Origin of the sequence: Rathayibacter sp. AY1F2, from assembly GCF_002930885.1 — a bacterium.
GTDB lineage: Bacteria > Actinomycetota > Actinomycetes > Actinomycetales > Microbacteriaceae > Rathayibacter.
Map to the genome: position 1 here is coordinate 1 of NZ_PSVG01000001.1, position 18,282 is coordinate 18,282.

An 18,282-nucleotide genomic window follows, 5' to 3' on the forward strand; every position below is an offset into this window, starting at 1 on the left:
CGGCGAGCTGTTCGAGCTCGACCTCGAGGACGACGACGTCGACTCGGTCGCCGGGCGGGCGGGCGGCCTGGCCGCGGCGCTCGGCGCGGTTCGCGAACTCCCGGGCCTGCTCGCGCTCGAAGTGCTGCGCCTGCTTCTGCTGGTCGTACTCGGTGTACGCGTCCACGATGCGGCCGACCAGGCTGTGGCGCACCACGTCCTCGCTGGTCAGGCGCGAGAAGTGGATGTCGTCGATGCCGTCGAGCACGCGCGTCACGAGGCGGAGTCCGCTCGCGCCGGTCGGCAGGTCGACCTGGGTGATGTCGCCGGTGACGACCATCTTGGAGCCGAAGCCGAGGCGGGTGAGGAACATCTTCATCTGCTCGGGCGTCGTGTTCTGCGCCTCGTCGAGCACGACGAACGAGTTGTTGAGCGTGCGTCCGCGCATGTAGGCGAGCGGAGCGACCTCGATCGTGCCGGCCGCGAGCAGCTTCGGGACGATCTCGGGGTCCATCATCTCGTTCAGCGCGTCGTAGAGCGGGCGCAGGTACGGGTCGATCTTGTCGGTGAGCGAGCCGGGCAGGTAGCCCAGCCGCTCCCCCGCCTCGACCGCCGGGCGGGTCAGGATGATCCGCTCGACCTCCTTGCGCTGCAGCGACTGCACGGCCTTCGCCATCGCCAGGTAGGTCTTGCCGGTTCCGGCCGGGCCGATGCCGAAGACGATGGTGTTCTGATCGACCGCGTCGACGTACTCGCGCTGCCCGAGCGTCTTGGGCCTCACGCTCCGTCCGCGTGCCGTGAGGATGGCCTGGCCGAACGCCTCGGCCGGGCTCACCGGCCCGCCGTTCTGCAGGATGCGGGCGGACTCGCGCACGCCCTCCGGGTCGAGATCGTGCCCGCTCGCGGTCATGCGCACCAGTTCTTCCACCAGGCGCGTCGCCGCGGCGACGGGCTCGCGCTCGCCGTCGAGCGTCACCTCGTTGCCGCGCACGTGCACCCGGACATCGGGGAATCGTCCTTCGACCGCTCGGATGAGGCGGTCCTGGGGTCCGAGGAGTCGCACCATCGCGACTCCGTCGACGGCGACGACGCGCCGCGTCGTCTCGGACGCGTCCGCGCCGGGGGCGGGACGCTCGTCGGGGCTCGCGCCCGTGTTCTCAACCGGTGGCAAGGGAGCCTTCCGTCTGGTGGCCGCCCAGGACGTGGGCGTGCACGTGGAACACGGTCTGGCCCGCCTCTTCGCCGGAGTTGAAGACGAGGCGGAACTGACCGTTGCTGTGGGCGTCGGCGAGCGACTGGGCGACCTGCACCATCTCGGCGAGCAGGGCGGGATCGGCGGCGGCGAGGGCGGCGACCGTGGCGTGCTCCTGGGTCTTCGGGAAGACGAGGAGGTGGACGGGCGCCTTCGGCTCGATGTCGGTGATCGCGAGGATGCGCTCGTTCTCGAACACCACATCGGCCGGGATCTCGCCCTGGACGATGCGCGTGAAGACGGTGGGTTCGCTCATGCACTCATCTTAAACGGGGCCCGTGCGCGACGGGCGCCGCGTTCGCCCACGGCACCCTGCTCCGGCGCCCCGAGGCGGCTGTGGAGGAGCGTCACCAGCGGCCCAGGCGGGCCGAGAGGACGGCGATGGCAGCGGGACCTGCGGTCGAGGTGCGCAGGACGGAGTCGCCGAGCGCGACGGCCTCGGCGCCCGCCTCCGCGAGCAGCCGCAGCTCCTCCGGAGCGATGCCGCCCTCGGGCCCGACGACGAGCACCAGGTCGCGTCCGTCCGGGACCACCTGGGAGAGCCGCGCCTGCGCCGAGGGCTCGAGGACCAGCACGCGGGACGTCGCGGCGCGCGCGACGAGACCGCGCACCTGCTCGAGCGGCGCGACCTCGGGCACCCGGGGGCGCAGCGACTGCTTGCTCGCCTCGCGCACGATGGCCCGCCAGCGCTCGCGCCCCTTCTCCTCCTTCGGGCCCGACCACCGCGAGATCGACCGCGCGGCCTGCCACGGGACGACCTCGTCCACCCCGAGCTCGGTCGCCGCCTGCACGGCGAGCTCGTCGCGGTCGCCCTTCGCGAGGGCCTGGACGAGGACAAGGCGCGGGGACGGAACCGGGGACTCCTGCACCGACTCCACGACGAGCACCACTCGCGCCGGCTCCGCGCTCTCGACGACCGCGGTCGCGACGAGTCCGCGCCCGTCACCGACCCGGACGCTCTCGCCCGCGCGGATCCGGCTGACGGTCGCGGCGTGCCGTGCCTCCGCGCCGGTGAGCGCGAGCCGGCCCCCGACGACGAAGCCCTCGGAGTCCAGCGACTCGTCGATGTAGTGGTGCGCCACGGGCTCAGCCCAGGAAGCGGTCGCGGAGCTTCGAGAAGAGGCCCTGCTGGAAGTGGGTCAGCGCGGGCTTCTGCGGCTTGTAGTGCTTCGCGAGCTCCTGGACCAGCTCCCGCTCGCGGTGGCCCAGCTTCGTCGGGGTGACGACCTGGATGCCGATGCGGAGGTCGCCGCGTCCGCTGCCCCGCAGGCGCGTGACTCCGCGTCCCTTGATCGTGACGATCTCGGTGCTCTGCGTGCCCGGCTTGATCTCGATCTCGATGTCGCCGTCGAGCGCCTTGAGCGACGCCGTGGAGCCGAGGATCGCGTCCGTCATCTGCACCTCGAGGGTGCAGAGCAGGTCGTCGCCGTTGCGGCTGAAGACGTCGTGGTGCTTGACCTTGATCTCGAGGTACAGGTCGCCGTTGGGGCCGCCGGCCGGGCCGACCTCGCCGCTGCCGGGCATCTGCAGGCGCAGGCCCGTGTCGACTCCCGCGGGGACGTCGACGGGGATGGTGCGGCGGGCGCGGACGCGTCCCTGGCCCTGGCAGGTGGAGCAGGGGGTCGCGATGACGGTGCCGTAGCCGCGGCAGGTGCCGCAGGGGCTCGCCGTCATCACGTTGCCCAGGAGCGAGCGGACCGTGCGCTGGATCTGGCCGGAGCCGTGGCAGATGTCGCAGGTCACCGGCGAGGTGCCGGGCTGGCAGCACGAGCCCTGGCACGTCTCGCAGAGCACCGCCGTGTCGACCTCGAGGTCGCGGTGGGTGCCGAAGATGACCTCGTCGAGCGAGACCTCCACGCGCAGCAGGGCGTCCTGGCCGCGCTCGCGGCGGGAGCGCGGCCCGCGGGACGAGCCCTGCGCGCCCTGCCCGAAGAAGGTCTCGAAGATGTCGCCGAACCCGCCGAAGCCCTGGCCGCCGCCGCCGAAGCCCTCCTGGGGCCCGCGGTCGTACTGCGCCCGCTGCTGGGCGTCGCTCAGGACGTCGTAGGCGTGCGTGACGAGCTTGAAGCGCTCGGAGGCGTCCGCGCTCGGGTTGACGTCGGGGTGCAGCTCGCGGGCGAGTCGGCGGTACGCCTTCTTGATCTCGTCGGCGGAGGCGTCGCGGTCGACGCCCAGCACTTCGTAGTGATCGGCCACAGGTGGCTTCGTCCTTCGTTCGTGGGTCGGTGGGCCGGGCACGGCGCACCGGGGGGATCCGGCGGGGGCCGGGAGGTCGGGCCTACTCCTCGCCGAGGAGGCGGGAGAGGTAGCGGGCGACGGCGCGCACCGCGGTGATGTTGCCGGAGTAGTCCATCCGGATCGGGCCGAGCACGCCCAGGCGCGAGACCTGGCCGCCCGCGGTGTTGTACCCGCTCGTGAGCACCGAGGTCTCCTGCAGCCCGAACGGCGCGTTCTCGCGGCCGATGCGCACCGAGATGCCCCGGGGGTCCGGGGTCATCTCGGCGAAGAGGCGCAGCAGCTCCACCTGCTCCTCGATCGCCTCGAGCACGGGGTAGATGCTGCCCGAGAAGTCCTCCTCGGTGCGGACGAGGTTGGCGGCGCCGGCCATGACCAGGCGGTCCTGCCGGTTGGCGCCGACCTGCTCGAGCAGGGTCTGCACGATCGGCGTCAGCACGTGGCGCCGCTCGGGGCTGAAGCGCTCCGCGACGGAGCCGAGCGTCTCGGCCGCCTGCTGGAGCCCGAGGCCCAGCACGGCCGTGTTGAGCTTCGCGCGGATCTCGCCCAGGAGAGCGTCGTCCACGTCCTCCGGGGTCTCGAGCACGCGCTGGTCGACCCGGCCGGTGTCGGTGATCAGCACCGACAGGAGGCGGCGGGGAGCGAGGGCGACGAGCTCCACGTGGCGCAGCCGCGCGGCCCCGAACGACGGGTACTGCACGAGCGCGACGCTGTTGGTGAGCTGCGAGAGCAGGCGGACGGTCTTGACCAGCACCTCGTCGAGGTCCGGGCTCTGCCCGAGGAACGTCTCGATCGCCTGGCGCTGCGCGGAGGTCAGCGGGCGCAGGTCGGCGAGCTGGTCGACGAAGAGGCGGTAGCCCTTGTCGGTCGGCACGCGGCCGGACGAGGTGTGCGGAGCCGCGATCAGCTCCTCCTCCTCCAGCTGGGCCATCTCGTTGCGGATGGTGGCGGCCGAGACGCCGAACGCGTGGCGCTCGACGATCGACTTGGAGCCCACCGGCTCCCGGTTCGCCACGTAGTCCTGCACGATCACGCGCAGGACCTGGAGACCGCGCTCCGTGACCATACGACCGACCTCCCGCCGGACTCCGAGTGCCCGCGGGCACGACCGTCTGCGGCGCTGACGCCGCGCGGAGCCTGGCACTCCGCAACTCTGAGTGCCAATCATAACCGGGAGGCGGACCGCCCGGCGGGGTTGCGCGGGGATCGGCCGGGGTGCACTCCTGCAGGGCCGCGGGGAGGAGCCCCGTCATCCCCGAGGAGGAGGTCCCGCGCGGCCCGGTGCGGAGGGAGTCGCCGCATGCCACGATGGACGCCGAGCGCACGGGGGACGCCCGTCGCCGCCGCCGGAACGGAGACCATCATGTCGGCCACCCCTCCCCCGCCCCCCGTCTACGGGACCCCGGCTCCGCCGCTGAACCCGGCGGACGAGAAGACCTGGGCGATCGTCACGCACGTGACCGGCATCTTCTTCAGCTTCCTGCCCTCGCTGATCGTCTTCCTGGTCTTCAAGGGGCGCGGACCGTTCCTCGAGGCGCACGCCAAGACGGCCCTCAACTTCCATCTGACGACGCTGATCGCCTACGTCGCCGGGACGATCCTGTCCTTCGTCCTCGTCGGCTTCATCGTGTTCCTGGTCGTGCCGATCCTGGTGATCGTCTTCGCGATCATCGCCTCGGTGCGCGCCAGCGCGGGCGAGTACTACACGTACCCGCTCAGCATCCCGTTCTTCAAGTAGCCGCGGCACCGGGGCGGCCGTGCGTCGCCCGCCCCGGGATCCGGCCTCAGCCGTCGGTGAGGCGGCGCACGACCGCGTCGGCCAGCAGACGGCCGCGCAGGGTCAGCACGATCAGGCCGCCGAGCGCCGCCCGGCCGTCGACGAGGCCGTCGGCGATGAGCCCCGCCACCTCGCTGCGCCGATCGGCGTCGATCGCGTCGATGGGCAGCCCGTCCGCCAGGCGCGAGCGCAGCAGCACGTCCTCCACACGCCGCGTGCCCGCGTCGAGCGTCTCCCGCCCGGCAGCGGGCGAGACCCCGGTGCTCAGCCGGTCGGCGTAGGCCGCCGGGTGCTTCACGTTCCACCAGCGCACGCCTCCGACGTGGCTGTGCGCGCCGGGACCGACGCCCCACCAGTCGTGGCCGAGCCAGTACGAGAGGTTGTGCCGGGAGCGGTGGGCTGCGTCGCGCGCCCAGTTGCTGACCTCGTACCAGGAGTACCCGGCAGCGGCCAGGCGCGCGTCGGCGAGTTCGTACATGTCGGCCGTGAGGTCGTCGTCCGGGGTCGCGACCTCGCCGCGGCGGATCTGACGGGCGAGCTTCGTGCCGTCCTCCACGATCAGGGCGTAGGCCGAGAGGTGGTCCGGCCGGTTGGCGAGCGCGGAGTCGAGCGACCGCTCCCAGTCGGCGAGGGACTCCCCCGGCGTGCCGTAGATGAGGTCGAGGCTGACCTGCAGGCCGGCCTCCCGCGCCCACTCGACCACGAGCGGGACCCGCTCCGGGTCGTGGGTGCGCTCGAGCGTGGCGAGGACGTGCGGCACGGCCGACTGCATCCCGAAGCTGACGCGGGTGAAGCCCGCCTCGGCCAGCGCGCGGAGGTAGGAGGCATCGACGGAGTCCGGGTTCGCCTCGGTGGTGATCTCGGCGTCGGGCGCGACCCCGAAGTGGGTGCGGAGGCCGTCCAGCATCCGCACCAGGTCGCCGGCGGGCAGGAGGGTGGGCGTCCCGCCGCCGAAGAAGACCGTGCGGGCGGGGCGTCGGGGCAGACCCGCGCGCTCGAGCACCTCGGCACCGAGAGCCATCTCGGTGATCGCCTCGTCGGCGTAGTCCTGCTGCTTCGCCCCACGGAGCTCGGTCGCCGTGTAGGTGTTGAAGTCGCAGTACCCGCAGCGGACCCGGCAGAACGGCACGTGCACGTAGAGGCCGAGGTCGCGCTGCTCCACGCCGTCGACGACGGACGCGGGCAGTCCGCCGTCGAGCGGAGCAGGATCGGCGATCGGGAGGGCGCTCCCCACGTCAGCTGACGCGCGCCGGCAGCAGCGCGCGCAGGTACTTGGCGACCTGGCGCTTCTGCACGGCGCGCAGCACCGGCGCGCCCAGGCGGTAGAGGCGGGTGGAGGGTCGCGAGAAGACCCGGATGACGAGCCAGACCGAGTCGTCCGCGCGCTTCTCGACGACGAAGGACTCCTCGCCGCTCTCGGGGTGGCCCGCGAGGGTGCCGTAGGCGAAGCCGACCTGGTCGGGCTCGTCGACGACGTAGACCACGCGGACCGGGGCGTCGAAGACGCGGCCGAGCAGGGTCACGCGGAGCACGGCGGTCACGCCGGCGGTGATGTAGGGGGTGCCGTCGGGAGCGAAGTGCTCCTCCGTCGGCCGGCTGACGAGGTCGATCGGGGTGCCCGCGGCGTCGAAGTTGACGCCGGTGTACTGCACGCCGCTGCCGCTGGTGATATCGGTCACCTCGATGCCGCTGCCGCGCTGCACGCCCCAGGTCATCAGGGAGGCGGTGGTGATGGCGAAGCGCTCGTCGCCCGAGCCGAGACGGGCCTCGAAGCGCTCGGCCGTGAAGCCGTCCGGCGGGTACTCGAGCAGGTCGGGTGCCAGAGTGCCGCCGACGGCCGCGTAGGTGACCTGCGGCTGGCCCTCGAAGTTGGAGCGGCGGATGCTCACGTCCCGACCTTCTTCCCGGACTCCTCGAGCGCGGCGCGCGTCGAGTCCGCGCGCCGGGTGGTGCTGTCCATCCGACCCAGCGTATCCGACCGTCGGCGCCCCGAGCCGGGAACGACCGAGGGCCCTCCCCCGCCGGAGCGGGAGGAGGGCCCTCGTCGTGGTGCGGGTCGGGTCAGCTGCAGGGAGTCAGCTTCGCGACGGCGTCCGACAGGGTGCCGGTGCCGCCGAGGAGGACGATGCGCGTCGCTCCGCCTGCCTTGATGCCCTGCAGCACCTTGACCGGCACGCAGGTCGGGGGCACGGCGAAGAGGGGGCTCCCCGTGCGCCCGGCGGCCGCGGCTCCGGCCAGGGCGTCGGGGAAGTTCTCTCCGGTGGCCAGGAACACGGTCTCCGACCCGCGGGGGAAGGCCGCCCGGTTGAGCTGCTCCGAGGTGTCGTAGCGGTCGACCCCGCCGATGCGGCTCACGGTGGGTCCCCCCGGCACAGTGAGGGAGTTCTGGATGCCGGCGCTGACCGACAGCTCGGATCCCGCGATGGTGAGCACCGGCGGCCGGAGCCGCGTCAGGATCCCGACAGTGGTCGGGTCGGCCGCCGGGAGGCCGCCGTTCACGAGGACGACGGGGGCGGAGTTCTTGCCCGCGGCGGCGGTGGCGCTGAGCGCGTCGGGGAACTTCTCGCCGGTCGCGAGCCAGGCCCCCTTCGGCGAGGTGCCGAAGGCGCTCTCGATGATCTTCCGCGACGTGTCGTAGCGGTCGGTGCCTCCGAGGCGGAAGACCCTCCCGTTCGCGTACTGGCCGAGGTCGGTCGCGAGGGCGTCGCTGACGCTGAGGTCGGAGCCGACGACGACGATCCGCTGGGGCTTGAGACGGGTGAGCTCGTCGCGCACGACCTGGCTCACCGAGTCGCGGTCGACCAGGAGGAGCGGGCCGCCCTGCTTCGCGGCGGCGGGACCGGCGCTGAGCGCGTCGGGGAAGTTCGCGCCGGTGGCGATGTAGACGACGGGGACGCCGGGGGTGTCGAAGGTCGCCTTCGAGATCTCGACCGCGGTGCCCTGGCGGTCGGTGCCCGCGAGGCGGACGACCTCCAGGCCGGTGCCCGGCGTCGGGGTGGTGGTCGACGGGACGACGCGCAGCGGCGCGCGCACGATGACGCCGGTGCCGGAAGGCTGCTCCCCGCCGCGGCTGAGTCCCTTCACCTCGACCGACGGGGCGCCGAGCGGCGTCGTGTCGCTGAAGGTGAGGTAGCGGTCGAAGAACTCCTGGGTCGGGGTGATCGCGATGCCCCGGCCGTCCTGCACGACCTTGGGGACGGCCTTCAGGCGGCCACCGTCCTCCGTTCCGACCGTGGCGCTGAGGCCCGCGAGGTCGAAGAAGCCGGGGATACCGGAGTCGAGGACGATGACGTCGCCCGCGCCGGCCTCGGTGACAGTGCCGCCGCCGGCCCAGAATTCGCCGCCGGCGCGCTCGGAGGAGGTGGACGTCGACAGGTCGAGGTCGGCCTCCGCGGACCCGCTCGCAGCAGTCACCTGGAGGTCGGCGGAGAGGGCGAGGACGAAGCCGGTCCGGTCGACGCCGGCCGGAGCGTACGCGTCGTCCGCCTCGTCCTCGGCGCCGTTCAGGAGGAGCGAGAGCGAGGTGCCGCCGAAGGAGCCGGCGGCGCGTCCGATCGGGATCTGGATCGAGTTGGTGGCGGTGTCGACGACGGATTCGCCGCTCGCGAGGTCCGTCGCGGTGCTCCTCAGCTGCCACGTCACGACCCGGTAGCCGGGGTGCGACCACTCGGTGAAGGTGTCGGGAGCGGTGGAGTCGGGCAGCTCGACGGTCAGCGTGGTCGCGTCTCCGGGCACCGGAAGCGGCACGTCGGTGCCGAACCGGGCGCTGTCCGACCAGGAGTAGGGCGCGGGCGCGACCGGGATCACCTTGTTCGCTGCCGAGGCCGGTCCCGCCGCCACCAGCGATCCCGCTGCGACGGCCGCGATGCTCGCGAGCGCCGCCCCCGTCCTGATCCAGCGCTTCCTCGTGCTCGTAGGCACCACGGACTACCACCCTTCGTCATGGTGGAGGACCGGTCGTCGACGCTGCAGCCCCCCGTGCGGATCGATCTCGATCCACGGCCGCGTCCTGGCGTCCGAAAGCTACCGGTCCGCTGTGAGGCGCCGCAATCCCCGAGGACACGATATCCCGGACGGGGGGGTGCGTCGCCCGTCCGGGAGGGGGGACGGGCGCCGGCGACGGGGCTCGCGCTACTTCTTGTCCTTGGTCTCGACGTCACCCGAGAGCGCGGCGATGAACGCCTCCTGGGGGACCTCGACGCGGCCGACCATCTTCATCCGCTTCTTGCCCTCCTTCTGCTTCTCGAGGAGCTTGCGCTTGCGGGTGATGTCGCCGCCGTAGCACTTGGCCAGGACGTCCTTGCGCATCGCGCTGATCGACTCGCGGGCGATGATCCGGGCGCCGATGGCGGCCTGGATCGGCACCTCGAACTGCTGACGCGGGATCAGCTTGCGCAGGCGCCCCGTCATCAGCACGCCGTAGGCGTAGGCCTTCTCCCGGTGCACGATCGCGCTGAACGCGTCGACCTGCTCGCCCTGCAGCAGGATGTCGACCTTCACGAGGTCGGCCTCCTGCGAGCCGGCGGGCTCGTAGTCGAGCGAGGCGTAGCCGGCGGTCTTGGACTTGAGGTTGTCGAAGAAGTCGAAGACGATCTCGCCGAGGGGCATGTGGTAGCGGATCTCGACCCGGTCCTCGCCCAGGTACTCCATGCCGATCAGGGTCCCGCGGCGGCTCTGGCAGAGCTCCATGATCGTGCCGACGTAGTCCTTCGGCGCGAGGATCGCGGCCTTGACGATCGGCTCCGTGACAGCGGCGATCTTCCCGACGGGGAACTCGCTCGGGTTCGTGACGGTGACGGTCTTCTTGTCCTCCGTCGAGACCTCGTAGATGACCGAGGGCGCCGTGGTGATGAGGTCGAGACCGAACTCGCGCTGCAGGCGCTCGGTGATGATCTCGAGGTGCAGGAGGCCGAGGAAGCCGCAGCGGAAGCCGAAGCCGAGCGCCACCGACGTCTCGGGCTCGTAGACGAGCGCCGCGTCCGAGAGCTTGAGCTTGTCGAGGGCCTCGCGCAGGTCCGGGTAGTCGCTGCCGTCGATCGGGTACAGGCCCGAGAAGACCATCGGGAGCGGCTCGGTGTAGCCGGGCAGCGCCTGCGTCGCGGGCTTGGACGCCGTGGTGACGGTGTCGCCGACCTTCGACTGGCGCACGTCCTTCACACCGGTGATCAGGTATCCCACCTCGCCGACCGCGAGACCCTGCGTCGCGACGGGCTCGGGGCTCGACACGCCGATCTCGAGGATCTCGTGCGTGGCGCGGGTCGACATCATCTGGATCTTCTCGCGCGGCGAGAGCTTGCCGTCGATCATCCGGACGTAGGTGACGACCCCGCGGTAGGCGTCGTACACGGAGTCGAAGATCATGGCGCGCGCAGGGGCGGAGGGGTCGCCGACGGGCGGCGGGATGAGCTCGGTGACGCGGTCGAGCAGCGCCTCGACGCCCATGCCGGTCTTGCCGGAGACGCGGAGGACGTCGTCCGGGTCGCCGCCGATGAGGCTCGCGAGCTCCTTCGCGTACTTCTCGGGATCCGCGGCCGGCAGGTCGATCTTGTTCAGGACAGGGATGATCGTGAGGTCGTTCTCGAGCGCGAGGTAGAGGTTCGCGAGCGTCTGCGCCTCGATGCCCTGCGCCGCGTCGACCAGGAGGATCGCGCCCTCGCAGGCCGCCAGCGAGCGGCTGACCTCGTAGGAGAAGTCGACGTGACCCGGAGTGTCGATCATGTTCAGGGCGAACGTGCGCCCGTCGCGCTCCCACGGCATCCGCACGGCCTGCGACTTGATCGTGATGCCGCGCTCGCGCTCGATGTCCATGCGGTCGAGGTACTGCGCGCGCATCGCCCGGTCCTCGACGACACCCGTGATGCCGAGCATCCGGTCGGCGAGGGTGGACTTGCCGTGGTCGATGTGGGCGATGATGCAGAAGTTGCGGATGGACGCCGGATCGGTCGCGGCGGGCTCGAGCCCGGAGTGTGCACGTGGAGACATCGTGGGACCAGTGTCCCATGCCCGGCGGCGGAGGCCGGGACCGGCGGCTACAGATCGAGTCCGTAGGTGCGGGTGGGCTCGACGCCGGGCGGGTTCTCCCGCTCGCCGAGGCGGACGAAGCCCATGCTCTCGTAGAGGGCGTGCGCGGTGGTCATCAGCGTGCCGCTGTTCATCACGACCCGCTGGAGGCCCCGCTCGGCGGCGAGCATCACGACGAACTCGGTGAGCAGCCGCCCGAGACCCCGCCCGCGTGCCTCCGGGGCGACGGCGAGCAGCCGCCAGTCCAGCTCGCCGGGGCGGCCGAGCTCGTACAGGTTCGCGCCCGGGCGCGCAGTGGTGACCGTCGCGCGGATCCGCCCGTCGCCCTCGACGGCGACCCAGACCTCGCCCTCGACGTCGTGCCGGGCGACCGCGGCGACGTCGGCGGCGTACTCCTCCCCCAGCTCGTAGTCGTGGGCGTAGGCGGCGAGCCGCAGGCGCGAGACCTCGTCGTACTCCTGGGCCCGGACGCGCCGGACCAGCACCTCGGCGGCGCTCATCCGCGCACCGGGGCCGGGAGAGCGCGCAGCCCGTGCTCCAGCGCGGCGGGGTCAGCGGCGAGGCAGACGCGGATCCAGCCCTCGCCGGTGCGGCCGAAGGCGCTGCCGGGAGCGACGGCGACGAGGGTCTCGAGGAGGAACGACTCGACCCAGGAGGCGACGTCCCCGCCGGTCGCGTGCGCCATGTCGATCCACAGGTAGAACGCGCCCTCGGGCTCGCGGTAGGCGATCCCCCGCTCGTCGAGCACGCCCGTCGCGAGCCGCAGGTTGGCGAGGTAGTGGTCGGAGGCGGCGGCCACCGCGTCCTGCGGCCCGGTCAGAGCGGCGAGGGCGGCGCGCTGGTCCGGAGTGGCGACGCAGCTGATCGCCGCCTCCTGCACCGTGACCATGATCGACGTGAAGCCGGGAGGCGTCACGAGGTAGCCGACGCGGACGCCGGTCGTCGCGTAGGTCTTCGAGAAGGAGAAGACGCTGAGGACGCGGTCGGCGTCGTCCCCGCGCTCCTGCGCGATCGCCGCGAGGCTCACGTGCGGGCGCCCGTAGGTGAAGTACTCGTAGACCTCGTCGCTGAGCACCCACAGGTCGTGGCGCCGGGCGATGTCGAGCAGGCGCTCGAGGACCTCTCTCGGGAACACCACGCCGAGCGGGTTGGACGGGCTGTTGACGATCAGGACGCGGGTCCGGTCCGTGATCAGGCGCTCGACCTCCTCGGGATCGGGGAGGAAGGCGTTCTCGGCGCGCAGCGTGTACGGCACGGGCACGGCGCCGATGGTCCGCGCGTTGGTCGTGAAGACGGTGTAGCCCGGGTCGGGGATGAGCACCTCGTCGCCGGGCCCGAGCAGGAGCGTCATCGCCTGGTGCAGCGCCTGCGTGGCGCCGACGGTCACCCAGACCTGCTCGACGTCCGCCTCGATGCCGTTGTCTCGTGCCAGCTTCTCGACGATGGCGCGCCGGAGCTCGGGGACTCCGCCGTTGGGCCCGTAGCGGGTGTCATCGGCCGCCCACGCCGCCCGTGCCGCCTCGATGATGTGCGGCGCGGTCGGCACGTCGGGCTCGCCCACCGCGAGGAGGGTGACTCCGTCGAGCCGCAGCGCGATCTCGAACAAGTGGCGGATGCCCGAGGGCGGCACCGCGGAGAGGTGATCGGCGAGACGGGGCACCGGCGTCACGTTACCGGCGGGCCCGGACCGCGAGACGCCACGGCGGTCCGCCTCCCCCGGCGTGTCGCCCCGGCGGCCCCGACCCGGACGGCGCCGCACCCGCGGGCGCGGCGCGGTTGAAGGGTGACGACGGGTGCGCTAAAGTTCCTTGTTGGCTTGCGCTCCCCCTCCGGACACCCGGCAGGCGTGGAGTGATCAGAAGCCGGCGACCTCCAGTCGCACCGCAGGGCGTTCAGACGCCCGCGGAAGGGGCACTCCGTCGAGTAGCCGGCTGCACACACGCACATCCGAGAAGAAGGTAATCCACGTGGCAAACATCAAGTCGCAGATCAAGCGCAACCTCACCAACAAGAAGGCGAACGAGCGCAACAAGGCCGTCAAGAGCGAGCTGAAGACCGCCATCCGCTCGGTCCACACCGCCATCGCCGCCGGCGACACCGAGAAGGCCGGCACCGCCCTCGCCTTCGCCGCCAAGAAGCTCGACAAGGCCGCCAGCAAGGGCGTCATCCACAAGAACCAGGCCGCGAACCGCAAGTCGGCCATCGCGAAGCAGGTCGCCGCGCTGTAGTACTGCGCGAAGCTGCAACGACGAAGGGTCCGGCCATTGGCCGGGCCCTTCGTCGTTGCAGCTTCGCGGTCGACGGGCTCCTCGTGCCTCGTCGCCCGTCGCGCAGTCGGCTTCCGCGCTTGGTTGCGGTGGGAGGAGCGGGTTCCGTTCCGGGTACGTCGATCCGCTGACACGCGGATCGCCGGTGACCCTGCGAGGGCATCGTCCGGCTCTCGATCGGCTGCGGCCCGGTCGGCTACCGCGGAGGGTCGCGGGGGGAGGAGCGGAGAGCGTTTCGGGGTACGACGATCCGCTGACACGCGGATCGCCGGTGACCCGCACCGATCTCGACGGGCTCCTCGTTCCTCGTCGCCCGTCGCGCGGTCGGCTTACAGGGGTGGTCCCGGTGGGAGGAGCGGGGAGCGTTCCGGGTACGACGATCCGCTCGCACGCGGATCGCCGGTGACCCTGCAGGGTCGTCGTCCGACTCTTCGTCGGCCGCGGTGCGACCCTGCGAGGGGAGGTGATCCCCTCACTGCTGGTCGAGTGGACGCGGAGCGGCGTATCGAGAACCGCCGGGGACGAGGTCGGTGCGGATCGCGGGCGCAGGGTCTTTCGGGCGGGTCAGAGGCCCCGGGCGGAGACGACGGAGACCATGCGCTCGAGGGCGTACACGGGGTCGCGGGTGGCGCCCTTCACGTTCGCGTCGGCGTCGGCGACCGTCAGGATCGCGGTGCCGAGGCCCTCGCCGGTCCAGCCCTGCAGGTCGCGCCGGGCCCGGTCCACCTGCCACGGAGCGAGGCCCAGACGCGAGGCGACCTGGCCCGAGCCCTCGCGCGAGCCGGCGACCTTCGCCATGGTCCGCAGCTTGCTCGCGAACGCGGCGACGATCGGTACCGGGTCGGCACCGGAGGCGAGGGCGTGGCGGAGCCCGAGCAGCGCCTCGCCGTGACGGCCCGCGATCGCGGAGTCGGCGACGGTGAAGGCCGTGGTCTCGACGCGGCCGCCGTAGTACTTCGCCACGGTCGCCTCGGTGATCTCGCCGGTGACGTCGGACAGCAGCTGCTGGCACGCCGACGCGAGCTCGTCGAGGTCGTCGGAGAAGGCAGACACCAGGGCTCGGACGGCACCGGTGGTCGCCGTGCGGCCGGCGGTGCGGAACTCGGCGATCGCGAAGTCGACCTTGTCGCTCTCGCGCTTGAGCTCGGCGCAGACGATCTCGATGCCGCCGCCCGTGCCCGAGCGGATGGCGTCGAGGAGCTTCTTGCCCCGGTTGCCGCCGCCGTGGCGGAGCACCAGGGTCGCCCCGTCCGCGGGCGCCGAGAGGTAGTCGAGGGTCTCGAGGAGGAACGCGTCCGTGCACTTCTCGACGTTCGAGACGCGGATGAGGCGGGGCTCGTCGAAGAGGGACGGGCTCGCGAGCGTCAGCAGCTCCCCCGGCGCGTAGCCGCCGGCGTCGATGTCGCTGACCTCGAGGCTCGGGTCCTCGGCCCGGAGGAACTCGCGGAGGAAGCGCAGCGCGCGGTCGGCGAGGAACTGCTCCGGGCCGGTGATCAGCACGATCGGCGCCGGCCGGGTCTGGTTCCAGGCGAGCTGCGGGATCGCCGCCTTCGAGGGCGCTGCCTTCGCGCGCGCCGGGGCCCTGCCTGCCATGCCGTGTCCTTCCGTGCCGCGCCCGTCCGAGCGCCCTCCACCCTACGGCCCGCTCACGGCGCCCCGAGGCCGCCGCGGGAGCCGTCGCGCCGCTCACCCAGACCGCGATCCCGTCGCTGCGGGACGCGAGCACGACCGTACCCTCGACATCCGACCTCAGCGCCTCGACCCCGCGCTCGGCCAGCAGAGCGAGGAGCGACGGATTCGGATGACCGTAGTCGTTCTCCGCCCCGACGGAGATCAGCCCGACGCTCGCGCCGAGCGCGTCGTAGAGGGCGAGCGACTGGTCGGCGGAGCCGTGATGCGCGACCTTGACGACGTCGACCCGGCCGACCGGCAGCCGGGAGACGCGCCCCTGCTCCTGCTCGCCGAGGTCGCCCAGGAGCGCGACGGAGAGCGGGCCGCCGCGGGCGTCCGCGCCGATGTCGACCCGGAGGGTCACGCTCGCCTCGTTGCCCCGCAGCGCGCTCCGCCGCTCCGGCCACTCGACCCGCCAGCGCAGCGAGCCGAGCGCGCCGCTGTCGCCGCGGACCGCCTCCTGCACGGCGACCCCCGCGCCGGTGAGCGCCGCCCGGTCGCGCTCGTCGTCGCGGCCCGCGGCGGGCCCGACGAGCGCGGCGTCGGTCCGTCCGAGGACGGCCTGGAGCCCGCCGACGTGGTCGAGGTCGTAGTGAGTGAGAACCAGCAGCGGGATCCGGTCCACCCCCATCAGGCTGAGGCAGGCCTCGAGCGGTGCGGGCTCGGGCCCCGTGTCGACGAGCAGCACGCCCGCGTCTCCGCGGAGGAGGACCGCGTCGCCCTGCCCGACGTCGCACATCGCGACACGCCAGTCCTCGGGAACCGAGGCGGCGCGGAGGAGCGGCGTGGCGACGGTGGTGCCGCCGGCGGCGGCGATCGCGCACGCCAGCCCGACGGCGGCGATCCGGCGCACCCGCGCGAGCCGCGGCGACTGCGTGACCAGCACGAGGGCGAGCAGGGTCAGCACGGTGAGCGCGAGCGCTCCTCCCACTCCGGGCCACCAGGCGATCCTCGGGGCGGGCCACGAGTCGACGGCGCGGGCGATCGAGGCGATCCACCAGGCGGGGACGGCGGCGAGCCGGATCGCCGCGTCGGCGGCTCCGGGCCACCAGGGAGCGAGCAGGCAGCCGATGAGCCCGAGCCCGGTCGCGGCGGGTGCCGCGGGCTCGGCGAGCAGGTTGGCGAGCACTCCGTACACCGGCACCGACGGGTCCACGAGCAGCAGCACGGGCTGGCAGGCGAGCTGCGCCGCGGTCGGCACCGCGAGCAGCAGGGCGAGAGGCCGGGGCAGCACCCGACCGAGAGCGCCCGCGATCGGCTCGGCGAGCAGCAGGAGTCCGGCGGTGGCGAGGACGGACAGCACGAAGCCGAGCCTCCCCGCGATCGAGGGGTCGGCGGCCACGAGGAGGACGACGGTCGCGAGCAGAGCGGGCACTGCCGCTCCGGAGCGACGCCCGAGCCGCGCGAGGAGGACCACCGTCGCCATCACGGCGGCCCGCACCACGCTCGGCTCGGGGGTCACCAGCACCACGAAGCCGGCGAGCAGGGCGAGGGCGGCGACGGTCCGGAGGCGGCGCCCGGCGCCGAGGAGCGCCACGATCGTCCAGCCGGCGACCACCACCACGGCGCAGTTGGCGCCCGAGACGGCGGTCAGGTGGGTGAGCGACGCGGTGCGCATCGCCTCCTCGAGCCCCGCGTCGAGCGCGGACGTGTCGCCGGTCGCGAGGCCCGGCAGCAGCCCCGCCACATCGCCGCCGACCAGCGCCGCGCGTTCGAGGAAGCGCGAGCGCAGCACCTCCGCGACGGCCGCCGCTCCCCCGGGACCGCGCCGGTCCTCAACGGACGCCGCTCTCAGCATCGTCGCCTCGCCGACGGACCCCTCCTGCGCCGCAGCACGGGCCTCCAGGTCGAGCTCGGCGCCCACGGGCAGACGACCGCCGGGATCGGCGAGCAGCACGCGGACGGGGGCCGCGGTCGACGCGTCTCCTACCCGCAGCGCCGTCGCGTCGAACCACACTCCCCCGGTCGCGAGCGGTCGGGCACCCGTGTCGACGCGCACGGTGACCGGAGTGAGGGCGCGATCCTCCTGGGCCTCCCGCAGCGACGCCGGGTGGCCACCGGGCGCCGCAGCGACGACGGAGGTGAGGGCCAGGGCGGCACCCGCGCCCGCGACGAGCACCGCTCCGACCAGCCGCCCGCCGAGGCCGCGCCGGAGCAGGACGCACGCCGCCCCGAGCAGCACCCAGCCCGCGGCGCACCACGAGAGGCCCCCGTCGAGCACTGCCGCGACCGGCAGCATCCCGGCCGCCCACGCGGTGGTCCAGGCGGCCACCGCTGCCGGCAGGAGCCGCAGGTCCGCCGCCCGCACGCTCCTCACGGCGCGACCTGGTCGCGGAACGCGGCGAGCGTCTTCTCGCCGATCCCGGGGACCTCGAGCAGCTGGTCGACGGAGGAGAACGGGCCGTTCGCCTCCCGGTGGGCGACGATCTTCTTCGCGGTCGCCGGGCCGATCTCGGGCAGCTCCTCCAGCTGGGCCGCCGTCGCCGTGCTCAGGCTCAGCACGGATCCGGCGGCGGAGGCTCCTCCTGGAGCGGCCCCGCCCGGAGCCGCTCCCGCCGCGGCCGGCGCCGCTCCCACGGCCGGCACGACGATCTGCTCGCCGTCCACGAGCCTCCGGGCCAGGTTGACCGCCGCGCGCTCCGCCGACTCCTGGAACCCTCCGGCGGCGGCGACCGCGTCCGCCACCCGCGCCTCCGGCGACAGGACGTACAGCCCCGGAGAGGCGACCTCGCCGGCCACGTGAACGTACAGCGACTCGACCGCCGCAGCAGCGGGCGCGCTCGTCGACACGGCGGGCTCCAGGACCCGCTCATGACCGCTCGACCGCGCTCCCGCGAGCAGCACCGCGACCACCGCGGCGCCGATGACGAGCACGACCGCCGCTCCCACTCCCACGCGCCAGCGCGGGCGGGCGCGGCGGGGCCGCAGCAGCGCCGTCAACTGCTCGTCGTCCGTCCCGCTGGTCTCTGGCATCCGCCGACGGTAGGACCCGCGTCACCGCCCGGCGCGGCCGCCGACACCGATCCGGGGACAGCCCGCCGGATCGCCTCCCTGTGGAGGAGAGAGCAGCACCGGCAGGA

General features: G+C 73.0%; 15 protein-coding genes and 1 pseudogene. 2 read left to right on the plus strand and 14 right to left on the minus strand.

The features are described 5' to 3' along the window. The 5 genes from C5C54_RS00005 to hrcA all read right to left on the minus strand — a co-directional run. A partial coding sequence (locus C5C54_RS00005; RefSeq protein WP_104287662.1) for a PhoH family protein occupies nucleotides 1–1,045 on the minus strand: 1,045 nt, incomplete at its 3' end. A gap of 91 nt (nucleotides 1,046–1,136) precedes the next feature. Then, nucleotides 1,137–1,487: an HIT domain-containing protein gene (locus C5C54_RS00010; RefSeq protein ID WP_104225201.1), complete on the minus strand. Its 351-nt coding sequence runs from the start codon at nucleotides 1,485–1,487 to the stop codon at nucleotides 1,137–1,139. A 91-nt stretch (nucleotides 1,488–1,578) separates the two neighbouring features. Further along, nucleotides 1,579–2,313 carry a 16S rRNA (uracil(1498)-N(3))-methyltransferase gene (locus C5C54_RS00015; RefSeq protein WP_104239705.1) on the minus strand — a complete coding sequence of 245 codons (735 nt, stop codon included), beginning with the start codon at nucleotides 2,311–2,313 and terminating at the stop codon, nucleotides 1,579–1,581. A gap of 4 nt (nucleotides 2,314–2,317) precedes the next feature. Then, the gene (gene dnaJ, locus C5C54_RS00020; protein WP_104225203.1) at nucleotides 2,318–3,427 is read right to left on the minus strand and encodes a molecular chaperone DnaJ; all 1,110 of its coding nucleotides are present in this window, start codon (nucleotides 3,425–3,427) and stop codon (nucleotides 2,318–2,320) included. An 82-nt stretch (nucleotides 3,428–3,509) separates the two neighbouring features. Then, on the minus strand, nucleotides 3,510–4,532 hold the full coding sequence (gene hrcA, locus C5C54_RS00025; protein ID WP_104223131.1) for a heat-inducible transcriptional repressor HrcA: 1,023 nt from the start codon (nucleotides 4,530–4,532) through the stop codon (nucleotides 3,510–3,512). 297 nt (nucleotides 4,533–4,829) lie between these two features. Here hrcA and C5C54_RS00030 point away from each other — a divergent pair, with 297 nt between their 5' ends. Further along, entirely contained in the window at nucleotides 4,830–5,204 is a 375-nt protein-coding gene (locus C5C54_RS00030) for a DUF4870 domain-containing protein (RefSeq protein ID WP_104223130.1), read from the plus strand. Nucleotides 5,205–5,250: 46 nt separating this feature from the next. Here the strand turns inward: C5C54_RS00030 and hemW are convergent, their stop codons facing one another. The 6 genes from hemW to C5C54_RS00060 form a co-directional block, all read right to left on the minus strand. Further along, nucleotides 5,251–6,477 (minus strand): radical SAM family heme chaperone HemW, encoded by a 1,227-nt coding sequence (gene hemW / locus C5C54_RS00035; protein ID WP_104287550.1) that lies wholly within the window; start codon nucleotides 6,475–6,477, stop codon nucleotides 5,251–5,253. 1 nt (nucleotide 6,478) lies between these two features. Further along, a complete protein-coding gene (locus tag C5C54_RS00040; RefSeq protein WP_258063150.1) occupies nucleotides 6,479–7,132 on the minus strand; it encodes a DUF1990 family protein in 654 nt (217 codons plus the stop codon). 172 nt (nucleotides 7,133–7,304) lie between these two features. Beyond that, nucleotides 7,305–9,167 carry a cell wall-binding repeat-containing protein gene (locus tag C5C54_RS00045; RefSeq protein ID WP_104287551.1) on the minus strand — a complete coding sequence of 621 codons (1,863 nt, stop codon included), beginning with the start codon at nucleotides 9,165–9,167 and terminating at the stop codon, nucleotides 7,305–7,307. 207 nt (nucleotides 9,168–9,374) lie between these two features. Beyond that, nucleotides 9,375–11,225 carry a translation elongation factor 4 gene (lepA, locus tag C5C54_RS00050; protein WP_104223127.1) on the minus strand — a complete coding sequence of 617 codons (1,851 nt, stop codon included), beginning with the start codon at nucleotides 11,223–11,225 and terminating at the stop codon, nucleotides 9,375–9,377. Nucleotides 11,226–11,272: 47 nt separating this feature from the next. Then, nucleotides 11,273–11,764 carry a GNAT family N-acetyltransferase gene (locus C5C54_RS00055; RefSeq protein WP_104287552.1) on the minus strand — a complete coding sequence of 164 codons (492 nt, stop codon included), beginning with the start codon at nucleotides 11,762–11,764 and terminating at the stop codon, nucleotides 11,273–11,275. Then, nucleotides 11,761–12,924 carry a pyridoxal phosphate-dependent aminotransferase gene (locus tag C5C54_RS00060; RefSeq protein ID WP_104287553.1) on the minus strand — a complete coding sequence of 388 codons (1,164 nt, stop codon included), beginning with the start codon at nucleotides 12,922–12,924 and terminating at the stop codon, nucleotides 11,761–11,763. Before C5C54_RS00060 ends, C5C54_RS00055 begins: the two co-directional genes overlap by 4 nt. A gap of 307 nt (nucleotides 12,925–13,231) precedes the next feature. Between C5C54_RS00060 and rpsT the strand changes: the two genes are divergently transcribed. Continuing rightward, nucleotides 13,232–13,492 (plus strand): 30S ribosomal protein S20, encoded by a 261-nt coding sequence (rpsT, locus tag C5C54_RS00065; RefSeq protein WP_097165711.1) that lies wholly within the window; start codon nucleotides 13,232–13,234, stop codon nucleotides 13,490–13,492. 603 nt (nucleotides 13,493–14,095) lie between these two features. Here rpsT and holA read toward each other — a convergent pair. The 3 genes and pseudogenes from holA to C5C54_RS00085 all read right to left on the minus strand — a co-directional run bounded on the left by holA (nucleotide 14,096) and on the right by C5C54_RS00085 (nucleotide 18,175). Beyond that, nucleotides 14,096–15,124 carry a DNA polymerase III subunit delta gene (gene holA, locus C5C54_RS00070; RefSeq protein WP_104225645.1) on the minus strand — a complete coding sequence of 343 codons (1,029 nt, stop codon included), beginning with the start codon at nucleotides 15,122–15,124 and terminating at the stop codon, nucleotides 14,096–14,098. A gap of 568 nt (nucleotides 15,125–15,692) precedes the next feature. After that, a pseudogene (locus tag C5C54_RS18485) lies at nucleotides 15,693–17,441 on the minus strand (ComEC/Rec2 family competence protein); the annotation flags it as partial. Between the two features lie 74 nt (nucleotides 17,442–17,515). Next, nucleotides 17,516–18,175 (minus strand): ComEA family DNA-binding protein, encoded by a 660-nt coding sequence (locus C5C54_RS00085; protein ID WP_104255142.1) that lies wholly within the window; start codon nucleotides 18,173–18,175, stop codon nucleotides 17,516–17,518. Nucleotides 18,176–18,282: the final 107 nt, after the last annotated feature.